Source organism: Mesorhizobium sp. M1A.F.Ca.IN.020.04.1.1, from assembly GCF_003997315.1.
In the GTDB taxonomy this organism is placed as follows: Bacteria; Pseudomonadota; Alphaproteobacteria; order Rhizobiales; family Rhizobiaceae; genus Mesorhizobium.
In genome coordinates this window covers 1-18,049 of sequence record NZ_RZSN01000057.1, presented here as the reverse complement: position 1 = coordinate 18,049, position 18,049 = coordinate 1, and the positions used below count along the sequence as shown (strand labels likewise).

The window sequence follows — 18,049 nt, the reverse complement described above, 5'->3', positions numbered from 1 at the left end:
ATTATGCCGGCAAGGATCCTCTATGTGGATGACGAGGACGACATCCGCGAAATCGCCCAGATGTCGCTGGAACTCGAGCCGGAATTCGAGGTGCGGTCCAGCGCCTCGGGCATCGCAGCGCTGACCGATGCCGCCGATTGGCGCCCTGACCTCATCCTGCTCGACGTGATGATGCCGGACATGGACGGGCCGGAAACACTGAGGCGCCTGGCCGATTCGCCGCTGACGGCCGCGATTCCGGTGGCGTTCATCACGGCGCGCACCCAGACGCATGAGGTGGAGCGTTATCTCGCCATGGGAGCCGTGGGAGTGATCGCCAAGCCGTTCGACCCGCTGGCGCTTGCGGGCGAGGTGAGAAGGCTGCTTTCGGGGCGTTCCGGCCCGGTTTAGCCGGCGAGAAAGCCGCGCAAAAGATGCCTGTCGGCAAAGTCGGTTTTGCGTTTGCCGCTCCTATACCATGGCCCAATATTCATCTAGTGATTGTGTCGAAATGCGGCCGCCGCGAATCGGCTTTATCTAAGATCGCGCGGCGTCATCACTCCGGGGGGCGACGGAACCGGAGCAGGACTGGTGGTGGATGGAGCGAAGGCAAGAGTTCTGATCTGCGATGATGATCCCTTGTTGCTCGAGCTGATGGAATTCAGGCTGAGGGCGAAGGGATACGAGGTCATCAAAGCGGTGGACGGCGCCGAGGCGCTGGCGAAGGCGGAGCAGGACGGCCCCGACATCATCGTGCTCGACGCGATGATGCCCAAGGCCGACGGCATCGAGGTGCTGGCGCGCATCAAGGGCGACCCGGTGCTGTCGAAGACTCCGGTGGTGATGCTGACCGCGCGCAAGGCCGAGAAGGACATCGTTTCGGCGCTTGAGAAGGGCGCCGACGATTATCTGGTGAAGCCGTTCATTCCCGAGGAGCTACTGGCCCGGCTGGCGCGTCTCATCGCCCGCAAGGGCGGGAAGCGCTGATGCGGCGCGGCCGGCGCTCAGCCTTTGCCGCATGCCTGATCCTGGCGATCGCCGCCGCTCCCGGCGCGGCGCTGGCGCAGACTGTCGACGAGCTCTACGCATCCGGCGTCAAGGCCCGGCAGGCGCAGCATTTCGACGAGGCCGCCGATCTTTTCCGGCGCGCGCTGGCGCTGAAAGCTGACAATGCCGACGCCCTCGTGCAGCTTGGCTTCGCCGAGCTCGGCCGCAACGATCTGCCGGCGGCGCGCGACGCCTTTGCCCGGGCGCTTGCCCTTGCCCCGGCCTATCGCGATGCGAGCTTCGGCATGGCCCAGGTCGAATTCCGCTCCGGCAATCTGGATGCGGCGCTGCCGCTCGCCGAGAAGGTCGCTGAGGCACAGCCCGGCAATGCCGACGCGGCAGCGCTTCTAGAGAACATCCGCAAGGCCAAGCAGGCCAGCCAGGCGAAGCCGGTTCCGGCTGCCGCGGCGCCGGCGAAGGAGCCGCCCCACCGGCGGCCCGATCCCGTCGCCATCCAGTTGGAGCAGGGCAGGCGGTTGCGGGCGGCGGGAAAGCTGCCCGAGGCCGAGACCGCCTATCGCCGCGCGCTCAAGCTGTCGCCCAGGAACACCGACACCCTGGTCGCGCTCGGCCTCGTTGTGGGCTCCAGCCAGCGCTTCGACGAGGCCGGGCGGTTTTTCGACCGCGCGCTTGCGATCAGGCCCGGCCTTCTCGACGCGCGGCTGGGCAAGGTACGCCTGGCGATCTGGCAAGGCGACGCGCCGCGCGCCCGCGCCCTGGTCGGTGATGTGCTGGCCTCGGCGCCGGACAATGTCGAGGCGCTTAGCCTTGACGCGAGAATCGCTTTGCTCGAGGCCGACTACCAGCGGGCCGGGCAATCGTTGCAGCGCGCGCTGGCGCTCGATCCGCGCAATGCCGAGGCGCTGGTCGGGCTCGGCGATGTGCGCCGTGCCGAGGGCGACGACGAGGCCGCGCGGCAGGCCTACGGCCTGGCGCTCGCCATCGAGCCCGGTTCGGCCGATATCGAGCAAAGGCTGGCCGTGCCGCCGCCGCGCAAATGGCGGCTCGACCTCGGCAGCGAGGTGAGCGATCTCACCGACGGGCTTGGCGACTGGACCGACAGTTCGGCCGGCCTTTCCTATCGGCTATCGCCCCAAACGACGATCTCCGGCCGCACGCGGCTCGCCACCCGCTTCGGCAACACCGACGTCCAGATCGAGGGCCGCGTCGACCAGGCCTTCTCGCCGGCCTTCTCCGCCTACGCGCTGGCCGCGGCGACGCCGGATGCCGACTTTCTGGCGCGCTATTCGATCGGGGCCGGCGCTTCGTGGCAGGTCGTGGCGCCGGCGAAGGTCTTCGGCCCGCTTTCGCTCAACGTCGACGCCCGCTACGACAATTTCGCCGACGCCGACGTCACCAGCATCCAGCCCTGGCTGCAGGGCTATCTCCTCGACGGCCGTCTGGGGCTTTCCGCCCGCTGGGTGCATGCCGAGGACGATATCGGGACGCGCGCGGACGGCTATGTGCTTCGCGCCGACCTCGCGGTGACGCCGCATGTCAATCTCTTCGGCGGCTATGCCGACGCCCCCGAAATTTCAGACGGCACGCTGGTGCCGACGCGCACCGTCTTTGGCGGCCTCTCCGTCGACGTTAGCGATCCGCTAACGCTGCGCGCCAGCATCGCGCATGAACAACGCCCGACATTCGACCGAAGCATATTCGGGCTCGGGCTGACCGCGCGGTTCTGATGATGTGGTACGTCTGGAATCTCTCCATACTGCTCAGCGCGCTCTCCCTGGTGATCATGCTGTTTTTGATCGCGCGCCGTTTGCTGCGGGAGCGCCGGGACAGCGCCAGAGCCGGACAGCGGCGCCAGCTTCTGACGGCGCTGATCGCCTTCACCGAAGACCGCGACCGCCAGACGCTGAAAACGGCCATTCTTTCGGTGCCGCCGGGCGTGGCGATCGAGGCCGGCTTCGAGTTCGTTTCGCTGCTGCGCGGCGAGCAGCGTGACGAGGTCCTTGTCGCCTTCAACGAATGCGGCCTGCCGGCCCTCGTCGGCAGGCAGCTGGAACGGGGCAATGTGGCCGAACGCATCCACGCGGCCGAGATGCTGGCGGCGCTGGGGTCGCAGAATGCGACGGCTAGCCTGCTTTCGGCGCTGGACCAGGACCGCTCGCGCGAAGTCAGGATCGCCGCCGCCATCGCGCTTTGCGATCTCGGCAGCCTGCCCCTGCTCGGCGTCGCGCTGGACAAGATAGGCGTGGCGGGACAGCGCTCGCGGCGCCTGATCGAACTGTTCAGGCGCTTTCCGCGCACGCGCTTCAACGAGCTTGCGATCCATGCATCGCGCGTCGACGCTGTGCCCTTCATCAGGGCGGCCGCGATCGACGCGCTCGCCCGCGCCGGCGGCTTCGGCTTTGCCGCCTTCTTCGCCGGCTTGACCGGCGATGCCTCACCCGAGGTTGTCGCCGCGGCTCTGCGCGCGCTGGGCCTCACCGGACACGCCGATGCACCGGCGATCCTGACGAGCGCGATGGCAAACGACGACTGGGACGTGCGCGCCGCCGCCGCCGAGTCCGCGGGACGCCTCGGCCTTCCCGAACTTGCCCCGCCGCTGTCCAGGCTGCTGGACGACGAGGTCTGGAACGTGCGCTATGCCGCCGCCAACGCGCTGCGCTCCTTCGGCCAGCCGGGCGAGCGGCTGCTGCGCCAGATTGCCGACAGCGAGGTCTCGCGCAGCCAGCGCACCGCCTCGCTCATTCTTGCCGAGGGACCGGCCGCATGATTGCCGACTGGAGCGACGAGATCGTCCTTGCCGCCACCATCCTGTCCTGGTTCATCATCGCGGCGGGGCTGGCGCAGACGACAATCTATCTGCTGCAGCTCGTCCTCGCCGGCTATGCGCTGTCCAAGCGCCCGCCGGTGGCGCGCTCGGCGCTGCTCTGGCAGCGCTACGGCGAGGTCGCGCCGCCGATCGCGCTTCTGGTGCCGGCCTATAACGAGGAAGTGAATGTGGTGGAGAGCGTCCATTCGATGCTGGCGCTCGAATATCCGAATTTCGAGGTGATCGTCATCAATGACGGCTCGAAGGACCAGACCTTGCAGCGCCTGATCGAGGGCTTCAAGCTGGTGAAGTTCCATCGTCCCTACGAGGACGCGCTGGCGCACAAGCCGATCCGCGGGCTCTATTCCTCGCCGATGACCGAGCGGCTGTTCGTGGTCGACAAGGAGAATGGCGGCAAGGCGGACGCGCAGAATGCCGGCATCAATGTCTGCCGCGCGCCGCTCTTTTGCGTGATCGACGGCGATTCCATCCTCGAGCCCGACGCGCTGATGCGCGCCGCCCAGCCTTTCATCGACGATCCCGAGCGCACCATCGCGGTGGGCGGCACAATCCGCATCGCCAACGGCTCGAAGATCGAGGCCGGCAGGGTGCGCGAGGTCCATTTGCCGAGCCGCCTGCTGCCACTCTTCCAGGTGGTCGAATATCTGCGCGCCTTCCTGATGGCCAGGCTTGCCTGGAGCAGCGTCAACACGCTGATGCTGGTTTCCGGCGCCTTCGGCATGTTCCGCCGTGCCGAAGTGGTGGCGGTGGGCGGCTTCACCAAGGGCTCGATGGGCGAGGACCTCGACCTTGTGATCAAGCTGCACCGCCACATGCGCGACAAGAAGCGCAAATACCGCGTTCAGTTCATTCCCGAGCCGGTGTGCTGGACCGAGGCGCCGGAAACGCTGAGCGTTCTGGCGAGGCAGCGCACGCGCTGGCAGCGCGGAGCGCTCGAATGCTTCTTCCGCTACCGCGCCATGTTCTTGAACCCGCGCTATGGCCGCGTCGGCTTCCTCGGCTTCGGCCACATCTTCATCGTCGATGTGATGGGGCCGGTGGCGGAGGTGCTGGGCTATATCCTGATCCCGGCCTTCTGGCTGCTCGGCATCCTGTCGGCCGAATATCTCCTGGCCTTCACCTCGCTGATCTTCACCTATGGCGTCTGTGTCAGCGTCTGCTCGCTCATCCTGGAAGAGGCCGAGCTGCAGCGCTTTCCCCGCGCCAGGGATCTCGCCGTGCTGATGGCGGCCGCCGTGATCGAGAATTTCGGCTACCGCCAGCTCAACAATTTCTGGCGCGTGAAGGGCTGGTGGCAATTCTTGCGCGGCAACCAGGGCTGGGGCGAGATGACCAGGACCGGCCTCGGCGCCGCCAAGAAGTGAGCCCGGCGGGTGCCGTCAGGCCAGCGTCCGCTGGATCTCCGCGATTAAGGCATCGAGCGCCGCGCGGACATCGCCGCTTTCCGCCTGCTCGATGAGCAGCGTCTCCAGCTCTGAGGCCCGCACGCTGATCTCCGCAAAGGCGAAAGTGCCGGCCGCGCCGGCGAGCGAATGCGCGAGCTTGGTCAGGTCGGAGCCGGGCAGCGCCTCGCGCGCCGCCTGCAGCTCCGCGAGCTGAGCCGCGCAGCGGGTGAGGAAACGTTGGCGCAGGGGGGCGAAGGGATCGGTTGAGATGGAGATTCTCCCGAGCGAATGAGGAGATATTGAAACAGAAAGCGGAGCGAAGCGGAATGGCGAGTGGGGCTACCTGTCGCTCATCTGTCGCCTTGCTTGGCTGCGTCGCCGGCCCCGCCAGTTACGCTGCGTTTAGCGCCGCCGTATAAGGAATGGGAATCCGGAGGGCAGCACGCTGATGTTGGACAATTACGAGGTGGACCGATTTGGCGTGATCCACCAGATCGACTTCACGCCGATCAAATACGACAAGCAATATATTTCCTATTACGAGGACCTGAGCGACCGGACCATCAAGCTCGGATATCAGCGGCTTGGCTGGGTGCTGGGATTGACCGGCGCGATCCCCCGCTCGGTGCTGGAGATTGGGTACGGCACCGGCACCTTCATCGAAGCCGCGAAGATAACCGGGGTCGCCGATTGCGCCGGCTACGACATCGCCGAGTTCCCGCTGCCCGCGGGGGTCCGCTTTGTCGGTTGGGAGGAAGCGCTGGCCAGTTCCTGGGATCTGGTCGCCATGTTCGACGTGCTCGAACACATCCCGGATCTGGGTTTCCTCGGCCGCCTGCAGACCCGGCACCTGGCCGTCGCCGTCCCGTACTGCCGCTGGCGCGAGCTCGGCGCCGACGGCGACGCCTGGTTCCGAACCTGGCGTATGCGTCTCCCCAACGAGCATTTGCACCACTTCGACCGTGACTCGCTGGTGGCGTTGCTCGCCCACAGCGGCTTCGAATGCGTGACGCTGAACTGCTTCGAGGACGGCATCAGGCTGCGGCCCGGCGAAGCCGGCCCGAACATTCTGTCCGGCTTCTTCAGCAAGCGATAGGGCAATTTCGCCCGCGCGCGAGGGCAGAGCCGGGCGAGGGGACCGCGCTCATGCGCGATGGCCTTCAGCTCCGCCAGCAGCCCAAGACCGTCGGGGCCAAAGCAACAAAGGAGCAGTCTGGGCGTTCTGATCAGCCGCTTGCGGAGCAGCCGAAGACATGACCATGCCGCAAATCCTGTCGTTCGCCGTCACCTTCGTGATGATGGCAGCGTTCGTATGGGGCCGCTATCGCTATGATCTCGTCGCTGCCGCGGCGCTGTTGCTCGCCCTCGCCGTCGGGATTGTGCCGTTCGACAAAGCCTTCAGCGGGTTTAGCGACGATATCGTGATCATTGTCGGCAGTGCTCTGCTGGTGAGCGCAGGCATAGCGCGATCGGGCATCATGGAACTCGCCATCGCGCGCTTTGCTCCGAAATTGTCGGGAGTTCGCTCGCAACTGGCGCTGCTGGTGATCGTGGTGACGTGCCTGTCTGCCTTCGTCAAGAATATAGGCGCGCTGGCGATCATGATCCCGATCGCCTTTCAGTTCGCGCGCCGGTCCGGCACCTCGCCATCGATATTTCTGATGCCCATGGCATTCGGGTCATTGCTCGGCGGTCTCATGACGCAGGTGGGCACGTCCCCGAACATTGTTGTCTCCCGGGTGCGAGAGCAGCTGACCGGAACGGCGTTCACAATGTTCGACTTCGCGCCTGTTGGAGCGGCCGTCGCCGCCGCCGGAATGATCTTTCTGCTGTCTTTCTATTGGCTGTTGCCGGTGCGCGAAAAGCTCGGCGGGGCGCTGAATGAAGCCCTCGACATCAAGGACTACCTTACAGAGGCGCGAGTTGTCGGCGATTCCACCGTGCTCGGGAAAACCGTCGCCGACGTCATCAAGCTTGCCGGAGGCGATGCCGTCGTGACGTCGATCCTGCGCAATCGCACGATGCGGATGACGCCGCTGCCCGATGCCGTCCTTAAGGTGAACGACATCCTGTTGCTCGAAGGCGACCCGGCAGCGCTGGATCGCCTTGTCTCGCAAGGCAAGCTCAGCGTCACGGGCGATCGGGTGAATGAAGAGGTCACCACCAGCGAGATGGTCGCTATCGAGGCCGTCATTGGCGAAAGCTCGCCCTTGATCGGCTGGACGGCTCAGCGACTTGCCCTCTACGATCGCTTCAACGTCAACCTCCTGGCTGTCAGCCGTCGCGGCCAGCGCCTCGACCGCAGGCTCGCCAAGGTCGAGCTAAGGCTCGGCGACGTCGTCGTGTTGCAGGGCAATGCAACCACAATGCCCGAGACACTGCGCGGACTCGGCTGCCTGCCGCTGGCGGAAAGGCCTATCCTTCTTGGCAGCGTGCGCAAGGGTATCGTGCCCGTGGTAATCCTCGCCCTTGCCATGCTCACGACTGCCGTGGGTCTGCTCCCTGTTCCCGTCGCTTTCTTTGCGGCCGCGGTCGGGATCGTGCTGTTCAAGGTCATCCCGCTCCGCGACGTCTACCAGTCGCTGGATGGCCCAATCCTGGTGATGCTCGCCGTTCTCATCCCGGTGAGCGATTCGCTGCGCACTACGGGGGCGACCGCGCTGGTCGCCGCGGAGCTTGCCAGGTTCGGGACCGTTCTTCCGGCGCCCGGCGCCCTGACGCTGATCCTCGTTGCCGCCATGGCCGTGACGCCATTCCTCAACAATGCCGCGACCGTGCTAGTCATGGCGCCCGTCGCGTCGGAATTCGCCGCCGATCTGGGCTACAGGCCGGAAGCCTTTCTGATGGCTGTCGCCATTGGCGCCGGCTGCGACTTCCTCACGCCGATCGGGCACCAATGCAACACGCTTGTCATGGGGCCGGGAGGCTATCGTTTCAGCGACTATCCGCGTCTGGGGCTGCCGCTGTCGTTCCTTGTCGTCATTGTTGCCGTGCCGATGCTGGCGATCGTCTGGCCAATGAACTGACAAGCCATAGAGGGACGCGAACGACCTCGCTCTACCAAGCTGCCGGGATGTTCACCGCAAATTGCTCTTTGGAAACAGCACGCGATCGGGTTCTGCATTCATTCGCGCCAGCATTTCCTTGATCAAGCGTGTCTTGGTGCGGCCCGCTTCCTTCGGCGGCACGAGGTAGCGCACGATGGCTTCGAGCCAGGTATTTTCACTGACGCGAAAATGAACCACCGGATGCTCCTTCACTTGCAACTCGTCCACCGGCGTTTTCGACAGGATGTCCTTATAGACCTTTACCTTCTGGCTCATGATGTCGCCGATCTGCTCGTCCACGACCTCCCGCATGGTTTTCGCCACGAATTCCAGGTCGCTGTCGTAGGCGAGCTGGAACTTGATTTCGTTCCAGACATAGGGAAACAGCGGCCAGGAATAGTTGAAGACCGGCGTGTCGAACACGGTGGAGTTCGGGAATTTGATGACGCGTCCGCTCGGATGATCGGTCCAAAGATGTTCGCCGCCGAATTCCCATAACGTCGTGTCGAGATAGCTGACGTCGATGACATCGCCATGGGCGTCGCCGATGCGAATCCGGTCGCCGACGCGATAGGGCGCCCGGGCCAGAATATAGATCCAGGCGATGAAACTGGAGATCGGCATCTGCAGCGCGAAGCCGAGAGTCAGTGAAATCAGCCCGAGCGAAACGACGGCGGCGTACCAGTTCACGAACAGAACCGAGATGGCCACGAAGACGACGGCGACCACGACGATCAATCGAAAGATTCGTTTCAGGTTGAAGCGCGAAACGCGATTGGGAATTCGGCCGATGAGAAAGACTTCGACGATATTCGCTATCGTCAACATGACGAAGATGAGAAGGCCGCCCCAGACGTAGTTCAGCACGCGGGCGCGCAAAGGCGCCTCAAACCATTCCACGCGCCAATTGATGAGAAGTTGGACGGCAAAGAGCAGCAAGGCTACGGCAGCGAAACCAGCCGTCCACCAGAGGTCTTCCTTGCGAAAGCTGAAGCGGAACTTTTCCTCGGGCTTTTTCGCCTGCTGCTGGATCGTTTTCGGATCGGCAGTCCGCTGCGCGGCCCGTTCGAGCCGGGAAAGGTTCTCCTGTTCCTTGTCGCGCCGTTCCATGGATTCGCCATCCGATGTCGCATCAACATCGAGCAGCGGCTAATCGTTCCGCAACGGCGGCGTTGGAATGAGGCGTTTGCCGGCGCGTGGGTCTCGTCGCTATGTGGACGTGCTCGAACCGGATCGGGTTCCCCGACCGCTGCCGACCCGTCACCTGGCGCCGCCGTCCCTTATTGCCGCTGGCGCGGGCTCGGCGCCGGCGGCGACGCGTGGGCGGCCCGGCGGAGCGGGCCCGAACATTCTGTTTAGGAAGCGATAGGCGAGTCTATGTTCGCCTGAGGCCGGGCGAGGGGCGGATTATCTGCGATGATCTTCATTCCGCGAATTGGATCCGACGCGCCAAATGTAAGCTGTTCCTGTAGATTTTTCTCGCAACCAATTTGATCTATCTTGACACCGGTTGCGATACCAATGTCATATTGGTCCTAAGAATCCCGAGATTGGTTTCAAATAGTTGCTAGAGGCAGCGAGCCGATGAACGTGACTGACAGCAAGGGATATCGAACCGTTTCGAGGAGGAGCGCCATAGATGGCGCCGTCACCGACGAAAGTGGGAGCGATGGTCACAGTCGCCTAACACTTAACGAACTCGCGCAGACGATGGACAGCCGGGGCCAGCCCCATGTTGAGAAGGTGCGATCTGAATGGAACCGAAGACGCCGTGACATGGCCCCGGTTCTAAAGGTCCATGAACTCAGTAAGAATTTCGGCGCGGTCAGGATCCTTAACGACGTCACTTTCCAGATGGCGGAAGGGGAGGTCATATCCCTTATCGGCGCGTCTGGCTCGGGAAAGAGCACGTTGTTGCGCTGCATAAATTTTCTGGAGACGCCGACCTCAGGGAGGATCGAGGTGATGGGCGACGCAATCTCCATCACCACCAATCGACCGGGCAAGAGCGAAATCACCAACCGCGCGAAGATCCGGCTCTTTCGCCAGCGGACTGGCATGGTGTTCCAGAACTTCAATCTCTGGCCGCACCGGACCGTGATCGGCAACGTGACAGAGGCGCTCGTCTACGTGCTCGGGAAAGGAAGGCGGGAGGCCGAGGATATGGCGCTTTCGGCGCTTTCCAAGGTGGGGATGGCCGAATTCCGCGACCGCTATCCCAGTCAGCTTTCAGGCGGTCAACAACAGCGCGTGGCGATCGCACGGGTGCTGGCGATGCGACCAAAGATCATGCTTTTTGACGAGCCCACATCCGCGCTCGATCCGGAACTCGTGGGCGAGGTGCTGAAGGTGATCCGCACGCTGGCCGAAGAGGGGGCGACCATCCTTCTCGTCACCCATGAAATGCGGTTTGCGCGCGACGTGTCGAGCCGAATGATATTCCTGCGCAAAGGTATCCTTGAGCAGGACGATGCGCCGGAAGAGTTGTTTCGCAACCCTGCCTCGGAGGCGGTGAAACGGTTTCTCTCCAGCGTCATGCCAGCCGCCGCGTGATCGCGGTTTTCTTCAGCAGAACAAGAAAAGGGGTAACACTCATGCTTTCAGTTCAAACGTTTCGTTCGATTTTCGTATCCGGTTTCATGCTCGCCGCCGCAGCCGGTGCCGCGCGCGCCGAGGAAGGCCTCCTACGCGTCGGCACGGAAGGGGACGCGCCGCTGTTCAGCATGGCCGACGCCAACGGAAACGTCACCGGCTTCGACGCCGACGTTGCCAACGGTATCTGCGCCGAACTCAAGATGAAGTGCAAATTCGTGGTGCAGGCTTTCAGTTCGCTGGTTCCCTCAATGGATAGCGACCGCTTCGACGTGATCATTTCCGGCCTTGGCATCACTGCCGAGCGCCAGAAGAAGATCGACTACTCCATCCCGTACGCCACCACGCCGCTCTATTTCGTGGTCCCCAAAGATTCCGCTCTTGCCGGGCTCAAGAGTCTCGAGGAGATCGAAAAGGCGCTCGCGGGAAAGAGTGTCGGCGTCGTGACAGGCACGACCTATGCCAAATTCATCGGCAAGCGGGCGACCAGCGCCGATCTCAAGACTTATGATGCCACCACTCAGCAGACCGCTGATCTTGCGGCTGGCCGCCTGGATGCCGCTTTCGGCGACTCCCCGACCTGGATGGATTTCCTCGCTACGCCGGACGGCGCCAACTTCACGAAGATCGATGTGAAGATTACGGCGATGAGCGATCCTGAAACCCTCGGCCACGGCATGGGTGTCGGCATGCGCAAGGGGAATGCCCAACTCAAGGCTAAGGTAGATGCCGCGCTCTGCAACATGATCGATGGAGGTAAGATCAAGGAGTCTTCCCTCAAGTGGTTCAAGGACGACTACACCATTCCGTGCAAGAAGTGATCCTCTCGCAACAACTGGCCGTCGCAGCCCGCGGCGGCCCGACGGGTGTCATCCATGTTTGAAACTATCTGGTTGCTGGTTGTGGAGCAGGGCTGGGGACTCGCTTTGCTGCGCGGCGCCTTCGTGACGATCTGCATCGGGCTGGTCGGCATGATGATCGGGTTGATCGCAGCCGTCCCGTTTGCCATAGCGCGCTGGCAGCGGGTCCCGGTGCTGTCCCAGATGATCGATGTCTACAGCATCGTCGTCCGCGGCGTGCCGGGTCTTCTTGTGATCTATCTCCTGTTCTTTGGCTCTGTCGACTGGGTGCAGAAGATAGCCGTTGCCTTCGGCTACCGAGACATGGCTGAAAGTGCCTACCCGTCCATTATCGGCATCCTCGCCATCGCGACCATTTCCTGCGCCTATTCGATCGAGGTGATGCGAGGCGCTTTGGAAGCCGTTCCCAACGGTCTTCTTGAAGCCGCGAAATCTTTGGCGTTGCCTCGATCGGTCACCTTTTTCAGAATCACGTTGCCGCTCGCGTTGAGACTTGCTCTCGGCGGGATTAACAATGTTTGGCAGATGACGATCAAGGATACTTCACTCGTTTCCATCGTCGGCATGCAGGAACTCATGCGTATGGCGGCTATCGCGGCGGGCATCACGCGCTCGCCACTTCTCTTTTACTGCATCGCTGCCTCGCTGTTCTTCGCTATGACAGCAGTCAGCCAGACCCTGTTCGGCCTGGCTGAGCGCCATATCAATCGCGGCTTCAGCGGAGGTTAGAATGGATTTCACCATTATTGCCTATGCGATTCCGTTCCTTCTCACCGGCGCAAAGACAACGCTTCTGATCTCGGTGTTCGGCGTGGGCTTAGGACTGCCATTCGGCATCCTGGTGGCGCTCGCGCGCACTTCGCGCAATCGCTTGGTTTGCACGGCGGCCGACGCCTATTGCGCCGTCTTTCGCGGCACGCCCATGCTGGTGCAGATATTCGTGATCTACTACGGATTAGGGCAGGTCGGGTTCTTTCGCTCCAACCCGGTGATTTGGTGGCTGATCGGCGACGGCCTGCACGCAGCCATTCTCGCGGTCCTGTTGAACACCGGTGCCTACACAGCCGAAATCTTTCGAACCGCGTTTTTATCCCTGCCGCGCGGGCTGATCGAGGCGGCGGAAGCCTGCGGCATGTCGCCTTGGATTATCTTGCGCCGGATTAAGTTCCCGCTGGCTTTGCGACAAGCGCTGCCATCCTACAGCAGTGAGGTTGCCATCATCGTCAAAGAATCCAGCCTCGCTTCGACCATCGCTGTGCTCGAAATCACCGGTTGGGCCAAACGCCTGATGAGCGAAACCTTCGCCATTATGGACATTTTCATCATCACCTCCGTCTTCTACCTCACCCTCAATGTCGTCGGACTGACTGCCTTGAAGCTTTTGGAGCGGCAACTTTGGTTCGAACGGCGTTCAACGCGCAGAAAGGCCACATCCCTATGTCCAAGTTGACGTTCATCGACCAGAATGTTCTTCCGCGCCCACGCGAAGGGCAGCCTCTGCCCGACCGCCTTGTGGAGGGCGATCCACGTTTTCTGAGCTGGGATATCGCCCAGACCGCAGACGGCGCCGTGAAGGCAGGGGTCTGGGAGGTCACGCCTGGCGCCTATCGTTCGATTAAGGGCGAGACTTTCGAGTTCTGCTACATCCTTTCGGGTGTCTCCGAACTCACTGAGGATGGCTGCCCGCCGCGCCGCATCGCGGCTGGCGACGCCTTCGTCATGCATCCGGGATTCACCGGCGTATGGCGTGCCATCGAAACCACGCGCAAACTCTGGGTCTCACGTGATTGACCGGTTTGCGCTGCCCGCCGACCCGACCAAAAGCTGGTATGTTCCCATGACCGCCGATTCCGCTGGCCCCTTCAAATCCACGCCCTATTGGTGGGAGGATTGCACCTTCTCTCCCCTCCCAGTCCGCCGGGTCGCCTCCAAATGCGACGTGGCGATCGTTGGTGGAGGCTATGCAGGACTTTCGGCGGCCATCGAGCTTGCTCGTGCCGGTCGCAGTGTTCAGCTTTTCGATCGCCAGTCGCTGGGGCAGGCGGCTTCCAGTCGTAATGGCGGCATGGCGAGCGGGAGCATTCGACCCGGGCGCAAGGAATTGATCAGAAGATTCGGCGAGGCCCGCGCCACCGAGATCCTGATGGAGGGAAAGGCCGCACGGGAAGACCTGTGGGCCTTTCTGAAGGAGGAGAAGGTGGAGTGTGACTTCCATCTCTCCGGCCTGTTCGTCGGCGCGATCAACGCTGATGAATGCGACGAACTCAGCCGCTCCGCCGATCTACTGCGGCGCTTTCTGGGCATCGAGGCTCATCCCGTCGGCCGGTTGGACGTGCCGACCTATATCGGGACGGATTTCTACACGGGTGGATTCGTGCGGATGGATACCGGTGGCCTGCATCCGGCCAAGCTGCTTGCGGGTATTATACGGGTGGCAATGGCAACCGGAGCGGTAATCCATGAGAACACAGCCGTTACGGGAACCATCGCCGAGGCCGGCGGGGTCCGTGTGAGAACGTCGCGCGGTGACGTTCTCGCCAGGAAGGTGCTGATCTGCACGGATGCCTATACCGACGGCTTCGATCCTTGGCTGCGACGCCGTATTGTGCCGGTGCGCAGCCGCATCATCGCTACCGAGCCATTGGCAGAAGGCGTCATGGACCGGTTGATGCCGAAGCGCATGATGTATGGCGATATGCGCCAGCTCAGCTATTACTATCGCCCTTCGGCGGACGGATCGCGCATCCTCTTCGGCGGCAGGGACGGCACCACGGCGGGTGACGCGCTGGCGCCGACCACCCATTTGCGCAGCGAACTTGGCCGAATTTTCCCCGAACTGAGGGGCGTCGGCCTGACGCATAGTTGGTTTGGCCAGGTCGCCATGCATCGCGACATGGTGCCTCGGATTTTCACCTCGGGTGATACGGTTTACGCCACCGGCTTCTGCGGCTCCGGAGTGGTCTGGGCCCGCTGGCTGGGCAAGAAGGCCGCCTTCAAGATCCTCGGCGAAACCGAAAAGGCTCAGTCCGCCTTCGATTTCGACCCCGCTCCGAAGGCCGTGCCGTTTTACCGCGGCAAGCCATGGTTCATCCCGCTTGTCTATTCCCTTTACGAATGGCGGGATAAGCGTGCGATGCGCCGTCGCCAGCCCGAAGCAAAGAGGCGATAACCTTGCTCTTCCTTGGGGACGGGCCCGCCGCGTACAGGAACTTCATCTTGTCTGGATGGCGCGCACCGCGTCCGTCGTGAAAACAGTGTCAGATGCCCCGCCTTGAATAGAACGACAGGCGATTAGCGTTCGAACGCGCCATTCCGCTCGGTTCGGCAATCTCAAAATTTTGGCGATGAGGCCTACTCACCCCATTGTCTCCGATCCGAGTATGTTGGCTCTCGCGGTCAAGATATGGCTATGCATTCTTTGTTCGGCCTGCCCACCATCGCGGTCAGTGATCGCCTGTAAGATCGCGCGATGATGAGCCGTATACTCCTGCATACGCTCTTTCGTCAGAGACAGCTCTTTCATGCGCCCCCAAAGACGCCCCGCCCGAAGCGAGTGAATACCTTCGTAGAGCGAGGCCAGCAATCCATTGCGGGCCGCCACCACTACCAGTTGATGGAACGCGGCGTCCCAACGCTCGAACTCCGCCAGCGTCGCGGCGGTACTGCCATGCTGGATGACCTTGTGCATCTCTTCAGTTTCATAGGGGGTCGCCCGCAACGCCGCGAGCGCCGCCACCTTCGGCTCGATGATTAATCGTGCTTCGAAGACCTCAGCGGGATAGGTCCACAGTTCTTTCCGGGAGGCATCGTGTGCGCGATACGGAGCGCTGGCAGTTGCCCCTCGCTCGGCGACGAAAGTGCCGCGCCCGACATGGCGAAGCAGGCGCCCCTCTTGCTCCATCTCGGCCAGCATGCGCCGGAGGGCCGTGCGGGGTAAACCTAGCTTGAGCGCGAGATCGCGCTCGGGCGGCAGCCGGTCGCCTGGCTGCAGTCCGGCCGCCTCGATGAAATCCCTCAAAACGACGGTCATGCGGCCACTCCACTAAGAAACGGGCGGATTTCTCTGCAACCAATTTGATCTATATTGACACCGGTTGCAATACCAATTTCATATTGGTTCCAGCAATCGACAGACTGGTTGCGCATGTTTTCTAAAGCCGCGAGAGGATGGGTGTGAGTCAGACAGCAAGGGATATCCAACCTTTTTGCGTGGATGCTGCGGCTATCATTGCAAGCGCTCCTGTGGATCTGCTGGTGGGCGGCAAATGGACAAGTGCAACCGGCAGCAATCGGTTTAATGTCGCCGATCCATCCAACGGGCGCACGATCGCATCTGTCGCAGACGGCGCAGTCGCCGACGGAATCCGGGCGATCGATGCTGCGGAGGCTTCTGCGACGATGTGGAGGCAAACACCCTCACGCCGGCGATCGGACATCCTGATGCGCTGCCACCAGCTCATGCGCGATCGTGCCGAATGGCTGGCGCAACTGATATCTCTGGAGAACGGCAAGGCCCTCCCGGACGCTCGCGCAGAGGTAACCTATGCCGCGGAGTTTTTCCGATGGTACGCCGAGGAGGGGGTGCGTACTCTCGGCGACATCGGCCAGGCGCCGGGCGGTGCAAACCGAATCCTGGTTCAATACCAGCCGATTGGCATCGCCGTTCTTGTCACGCCCTGGAATTTCCCTGCGGCCATGGCGACCCGCAAAATCGCCCCGGCGCTCGCGGCGGGTTGCACGTGCGTACTGAAGCCGGCGGCTGAGACTCCACTGACCGCGTTGGCGATCGGTGCGATCCTCATGGAAGCCGGTTTGCCCGAAGGTGCCGTCAACATCGTGACGACCACGGCCGCGGGGCCTGTGGTGAGCGCGATGCTGCACGACAGTCGGGTGCGCAAACTGTCATTCACGGGTTCGACCGCCGTTGGGCGCATCCTGTTGCGTGAGGCCGCCAACCGGGTCATCAGCTGTTCCATGGAACTCGGCGGCAACGCTCCTTTCATCGTGTTCGATGATGCGGATCTGGACGATGCCGTGGCCGGCGCCATGGTCGCCAAGATGCGCAACGGCGGAGAAGCCTGCACTGCGGCGAATCGCTTCTATGTGCAGCGCGGCATTTACGACGCTTTTGTCCGCCGGCTTACCCAGGAAATGTCCTCGCTTTCAGTGGGGCCGGGTCTCCAAGCGACGACCCAGCTCGGGCCCCTTATTACCGCGACGGCCGTGGAGAAGGTTGATCGCTTGCTGAAGGATGCCGTTGCCCGTGGGGCGCGTATCGAAACGGGCGGCAAACCGCGGCCTGGCGAGGGCTTCTTCTATCCTCCGACAGTCCTAGCTGACGTTTCCCCCGATTCCGACATCGCGAAGGAAGAGATCTTTGGGCCGGTCGCAGCGGTCACGCCCTTCGATACGGAAGACGAGGCTGTCCGGCTGGCGAACGACACGGAGTATGGCCTCATATCCTACGTCTACAGTAGTGATCTCAGACGCGCCCTGAGGGTCGCCGAACGCATCGAAAGTGGAATGGTCGGCGTCAATCGTGGCCTAGTTTCGGACCCGGCAGCGCCGTTCGGGGGGATGAAGCAAAGCGGGCTCGGCCGCGAGGGAGGGCATCACGGCCTGCTTGAATATCTCCAACCAAAATACGTCGCGACCAACTGGTAATACCGCAAAATCGCTTCTCCGCCGAGTTGCGCCACATATCGGTCGTGCAGGTTTACGCTAGCTACTTCTGGGAAACCGACAAGCCTGCTTGCGGGCCCTTCCGGTTCTTCGAGACTGGAACTTATGATATCCCACGCACGTCAACGATTGGGCGAGCAGCCGCGTCGAGTCCTTTCCCCTTGCCAACGCCGCCACCTTCCCCTAATCTCCCTTGTGAGAAAACCTTTTCCCAAATCGCCCCGCGCCCGCTGACCTGACCCGTCATCTTCGCGCAGGGCGATAAGGGAAAACCTTTTCCCAACTCAGGGATGCGCCTCGAACCATGTCCGCCGACGCCGAGCCAGCGCCAGTTTCCGCCAAGCCGCCGGTCACCCTGCGCGAGGTGGCGGCTGCGGCCGGCGTCAGCGTGGCGACGGCGTCCAAGGCGCTGAACGGGCAGGGGCGCATGACCGCCGAGACGCGCGAGCGCATTCGTGAGGTGGCGCAGCGTCTCGGCTTCCGGCCGAACCACCTGGCGCAGAGCCTGCTGCGCAAGCGCTCCTTCACCGTCGGCCTGCTCACCAACGATACCTGTGGCCGCTTCTCGCTGCCGCTGATGGCCGGCGTTTCGGATGCGCTGGTCGACAATGGCGTCTCGGTGTTCCTGTGCAACGTCGAGGACGACGCGCGGCTCGGCCAGCTGCATGT

Annotated in this window: 18 protein-coding genes; 15 read left to right on the top strand and 3 right to left on the bottom strand. The window is 62.8% G+C overall.

The window, feature by feature from the left end:
• Nucleotides 1-3 precede the first annotated feature (3 nt).
• The 5 genes from EOA49_RS14110 (at nucleotide 4) to EOA49_RS14090 (ending at nucleotide 5,178) form a co-directional block, all read left to right on the top strand.
• The gene (locus EOA49_RS14110; protein WP_082980640.1) at nucleotides 4-390 is read left to right on the top strand and encodes a response regulator; all 387 of its coding nucleotides are present in this window, start codon (nucleotides 4-6) and stop codon (nucleotides 388-390) included.
• Nucleotides 391-573: 183 nt separating this feature from the next.
• Nucleotides 574-966 carry a response regulator gene (locus tag EOA49_RS14105; RefSeq protein ID WP_067000929.1) on the top strand — a complete coding sequence of 131 codons (393 nt, stop codon included), beginning with the start codon at nucleotides 574-576 and terminating at the stop codon, nucleotides 964-966.
• Nucleotides 966-2,714, top strand: coding sequence for a YaiO family outer membrane beta-barrel protein (locus EOA49_RS14100; RefSeq protein WP_127239980.1), 1,749 nt, complete (start codon nucleotides 966-968; stop codon nucleotides 2,712-2,714). The genes EOA49_RS14105 and EOA49_RS14100 overlap by 1 nt, the downstream gene beginning before the upstream one ends.
• Complete coding sequence (locus EOA49_RS14095; RefSeq protein ID WP_245460649.1) at nucleotides 2,714-3,754, top strand: HEAT repeat domain-containing protein; 1,041 nt, start codon at nucleotides 2,714-2,716, stop codon at nucleotides 3,752-3,754. The genes EOA49_RS14100 and EOA49_RS14095 overlap by 1 nt, the downstream gene beginning before the upstream one ends.
• Nucleotides 3,751-5,178, top strand: a complete 1,428-nt coding sequence (locus EOA49_RS14090; RefSeq protein ID WP_164749224.1) for a glycosyltransferase family 2 protein — start codon at nucleotides 3,751-3,753, stop codon at nucleotides 5,176-5,178. Before EOA49_RS14095 ends, EOA49_RS14090 begins: the two co-directional genes overlap by 4 nt.
• A gap of 15 nt (nucleotides 5,179-5,193) precedes the next feature.
• Here EOA49_RS14090 and EOA49_RS14085 read toward each other — a convergent pair whose 3' ends face one another.
• Nucleotides 5,194-5,445, bottom strand: coding sequence for an Hpt domain-containing protein (locus EOA49_RS14085; RefSeq protein WP_281008330.1), 252 nt, complete (start codon nucleotides 5,443-5,445; stop codon nucleotides 5,194-5,196).
• Between the two features lie 202 nt (nucleotides 5,446-5,647).
• Here EOA49_RS14085 and EOA49_RS14080 point away from each other — a divergent pair, with 202 nt between their 5' ends.
• Entirely contained in the window at nucleotides 5,648-6,295 is a 648-nt protein-coding gene (locus tag EOA49_RS14080; protein WP_127239982.1) for a class I SAM-dependent methyltransferase, read from the top strand.
• 157 nt (nucleotides 6,296-6,452) lie between these two features.
• On the top strand, nucleotides 6,453-8,225 hold the full coding sequence (locus tag EOA49_RS14075) for an SLC13 family permease (RefSeq protein WP_127243199.1): 1,773 nt from the start codon (nucleotides 6,453-6,455) through the stop codon (nucleotides 8,223-8,225).
• A 51-nt stretch (nucleotides 8,226-8,276) separates the two neighbouring features.
• On the opposite strand, the gene EOA49_RS14070 is transcribed toward EOA49_RS14075, so the two are convergent.
• The gene (locus EOA49_RS14070) at nucleotides 8,277-9,356 is read right to left on the bottom strand and encodes a mechanosensitive ion channel family protein (protein WP_127239984.1); all 1,080 of its coding nucleotides are present in this window, start codon (nucleotides 9,354-9,356) and stop codon (nucleotides 8,277-8,279) included.
• Nucleotides 9,357-10,022: 666 nt separating this feature from the next.
• Here EOA49_RS14070 and EOA49_RS14065 point away from each other — a divergent pair.
• Genes EOA49_RS14065 through EOA49_RS14040 form a run of 6 tightly spaced genes read left to right on the top strand, consistent with a single transcriptional unit; the run spans nucleotide 10,023 to nucleotide 14,867 of the window.
• Nucleotides 10,023-10,799, top strand: a complete 777-nt coding sequence (locus EOA49_RS14065) for an amino acid ABC transporter ATP-binding protein (protein ID WP_067330146.1) — start codon at nucleotides 10,023-10,025, stop codon at nucleotides 10,797-10,799.
• A 41-nt stretch (nucleotides 10,800-10,840) separates the two neighbouring features.
• Nucleotides 10,841-11,659, top strand: coding sequence for a transporter substrate-binding domain-containing protein (locus EOA49_RS14060; RefSeq protein ID WP_127241622.1), 819 nt, complete (start codon nucleotides 10,841-10,843; stop codon nucleotides 11,657-11,659).
• Between the two features lie 54 nt (nucleotides 11,660-11,713).
• Nucleotides 11,714-12,427, top strand: a complete 714-nt coding sequence (locus EOA49_RS14055; RefSeq protein ID WP_127241621.1) for an ABC transporter permease subunit — start codon at nucleotides 11,714-11,716, stop codon at nucleotides 12,425-12,427.
• Between the two features lies 1 nt (nucleotide 12,428).
• Nucleotides 12,429-13,148 carry an ABC transporter permease subunit gene (locus EOA49_RS14050; RefSeq protein WP_067329696.1) on the top strand — a complete coding sequence of 240 codons (720 nt, stop codon included), beginning with the start codon at nucleotides 12,429-12,431 and terminating at the stop codon, nucleotides 13,146-13,148.
• Nucleotides 13,136-13,489: a cupin domain-containing protein gene (locus EOA49_RS14045; protein ID WP_067329699.1), complete on the top strand. Its 354-nt coding sequence runs from the start codon at nucleotides 13,136-13,138 to the stop codon at nucleotides 13,487-13,489. Before EOA49_RS14050 ends, EOA49_RS14045 begins: the two co-directional genes overlap by 13 nt.
• A 46-nt stretch (nucleotides 13,490-13,535) precedes the next feature.
• Nucleotides 13,536-14,867 carry an FAD-binding oxidoreductase gene (locus tag EOA49_RS14040; RefSeq protein ID WP_095783303.1) on the top strand — a complete coding sequence of 444 codons (1,332 nt, stop codon included), beginning with the start codon at nucleotides 13,536-13,538 and terminating at the stop codon, nucleotides 14,865-14,867.
• A 186-nt stretch (nucleotides 14,868-15,053) separates the two neighbouring features.
• Here EOA49_RS14040 and EOA49_RS14035 read toward each other — a convergent pair whose 3' ends face one another.
• The gene (locus EOA49_RS14035) at nucleotides 15,054-15,728 is read right to left on the bottom strand and encodes an FCD domain-containing protein (protein WP_095783156.1); all 675 of its coding nucleotides are present in this window, start codon (nucleotides 15,726-15,728) and stop codon (nucleotides 15,054-15,056) included.
• A gap of 143 nt (nucleotides 15,729-15,871) precedes the next feature.
• Here EOA49_RS14035 and EOA49_RS14030 point away from each other — a divergent pair, with 143 nt between their 5' ends.
• Both EOA49_RS14030 and EOA49_RS14025 read left to right on the top strand, forming a co-directional pair.
• Nucleotides 15,872-17,362, top strand: coding sequence for an NAD-dependent succinate-semialdehyde dehydrogenase (locus EOA49_RS14030; protein WP_245460647.1), 1,491 nt, complete (start codon nucleotides 15,872-15,874; stop codon nucleotides 17,360-17,362).
• A 322-nt stretch (nucleotides 17,363-17,684) separates the two neighbouring features.
• Nucleotides 17,685-18,049 (top strand): LacI family DNA-binding transcriptional regulator (locus EOA49_RS14025; protein WP_164749223.1); only part of this gene is annotated, 365 nt, incomplete at its 3' end.

Bases quoted from the DNA above. Each gene is read 5' to 3' on its own strand.
- EOA49_RS14060 (WP_127241622.1), top strand. From the start codon at position 10,841: ATGCTTTCAGTTCAAACGTTTCGTTCGATTTTCGTATCCGGTTTCATG.
- EOA49_RS14055 (WP_127241621.1), top strand. From the start codon at position 11,714: ATGTTTGAAACTATCTGGTTGCTGGTTGTGGAGCAGGGCTGGGGACTC.
- EOA49_RS14035 (WP_095783156.1), bottom strand. From the start codon at position 15,728: ATGACCGTCGTTTTGAGGGATTTCATCGAGGCGGCCGGACTGCAGCCA.
- EOA49_RS14040 (WP_095783303.1), top strand. From the start codon at position 13,536: ATGACCGCCGATTCCGCTGGCCCCTTCAAATCCACGCCCTATTGGTGG.
- EOA49_RS14090 (WP_164749224.1), top strand. From the start codon at position 3,751: ATGATTGCCGACTGGAGCGACGAGATCGTCCTTGCCGCCACCATCCTG.
- EOA49_RS14080 (WP_127239982.1), top strand. From the start codon at position 5,648: ATGTTGGACAATTACGAGGTGGACCGATTTGGCGTGATCCACCAGATC.
- EOA49_RS14070 (WP_127239984.1), bottom strand. From the start codon at position 9,356: ATGGAACGGCGCGACAAGGAACAGGAGAACCTTTCCCGGCTCGAACGG.
- EOA49_RS14110 (WP_082980640.1), top strand. From the start codon at position 4: ATGCCGGCAAGGATCCTCTATGTGGATGACGAGGACGACATCCGCGAA.
- EOA49_RS14100 (WP_127239980.1), top strand. From the start codon at position 966: ATGCGGCGCGGCCGGCGCTCAGCCTTTGCCGCATGCCTGATCCTGGCG.
- EOA49_RS14095 (WP_245460649.1), top strand. From the start codon at position 2,714: ATGATGTGGTACGTCTGGAATCTCTCCATACTGCTCAGCGCGCTCTCC.
- EOA49_RS14065 (WP_067330146.1), top strand. From the start codon at position 10,023: ATGGCCCCGGTTCTAAAGGTCCATGAACTCAGTAAGAATTTCGGCGCG.
- EOA49_RS14045 (WP_067329699.1), top strand. From the start codon at position 13,136: ATGTCCAAGTTGACGTTCATCGACCAGAATGTTCTTCCGCGCCCACGC.
- EOA49_RS14050 (WP_067329696.1), top strand. From the start codon at position 12,429: ATGGATTTCACCATTATTGCCTATGCGATTCCGTTCCTTCTCACCGGC.
- EOA49_RS14075 (WP_127243199.1), top strand. From the start codon at position 6,453: ATGACCATGCCGCAAATCCTGTCGTTCGCCGTCACCTTCGTGATGATG.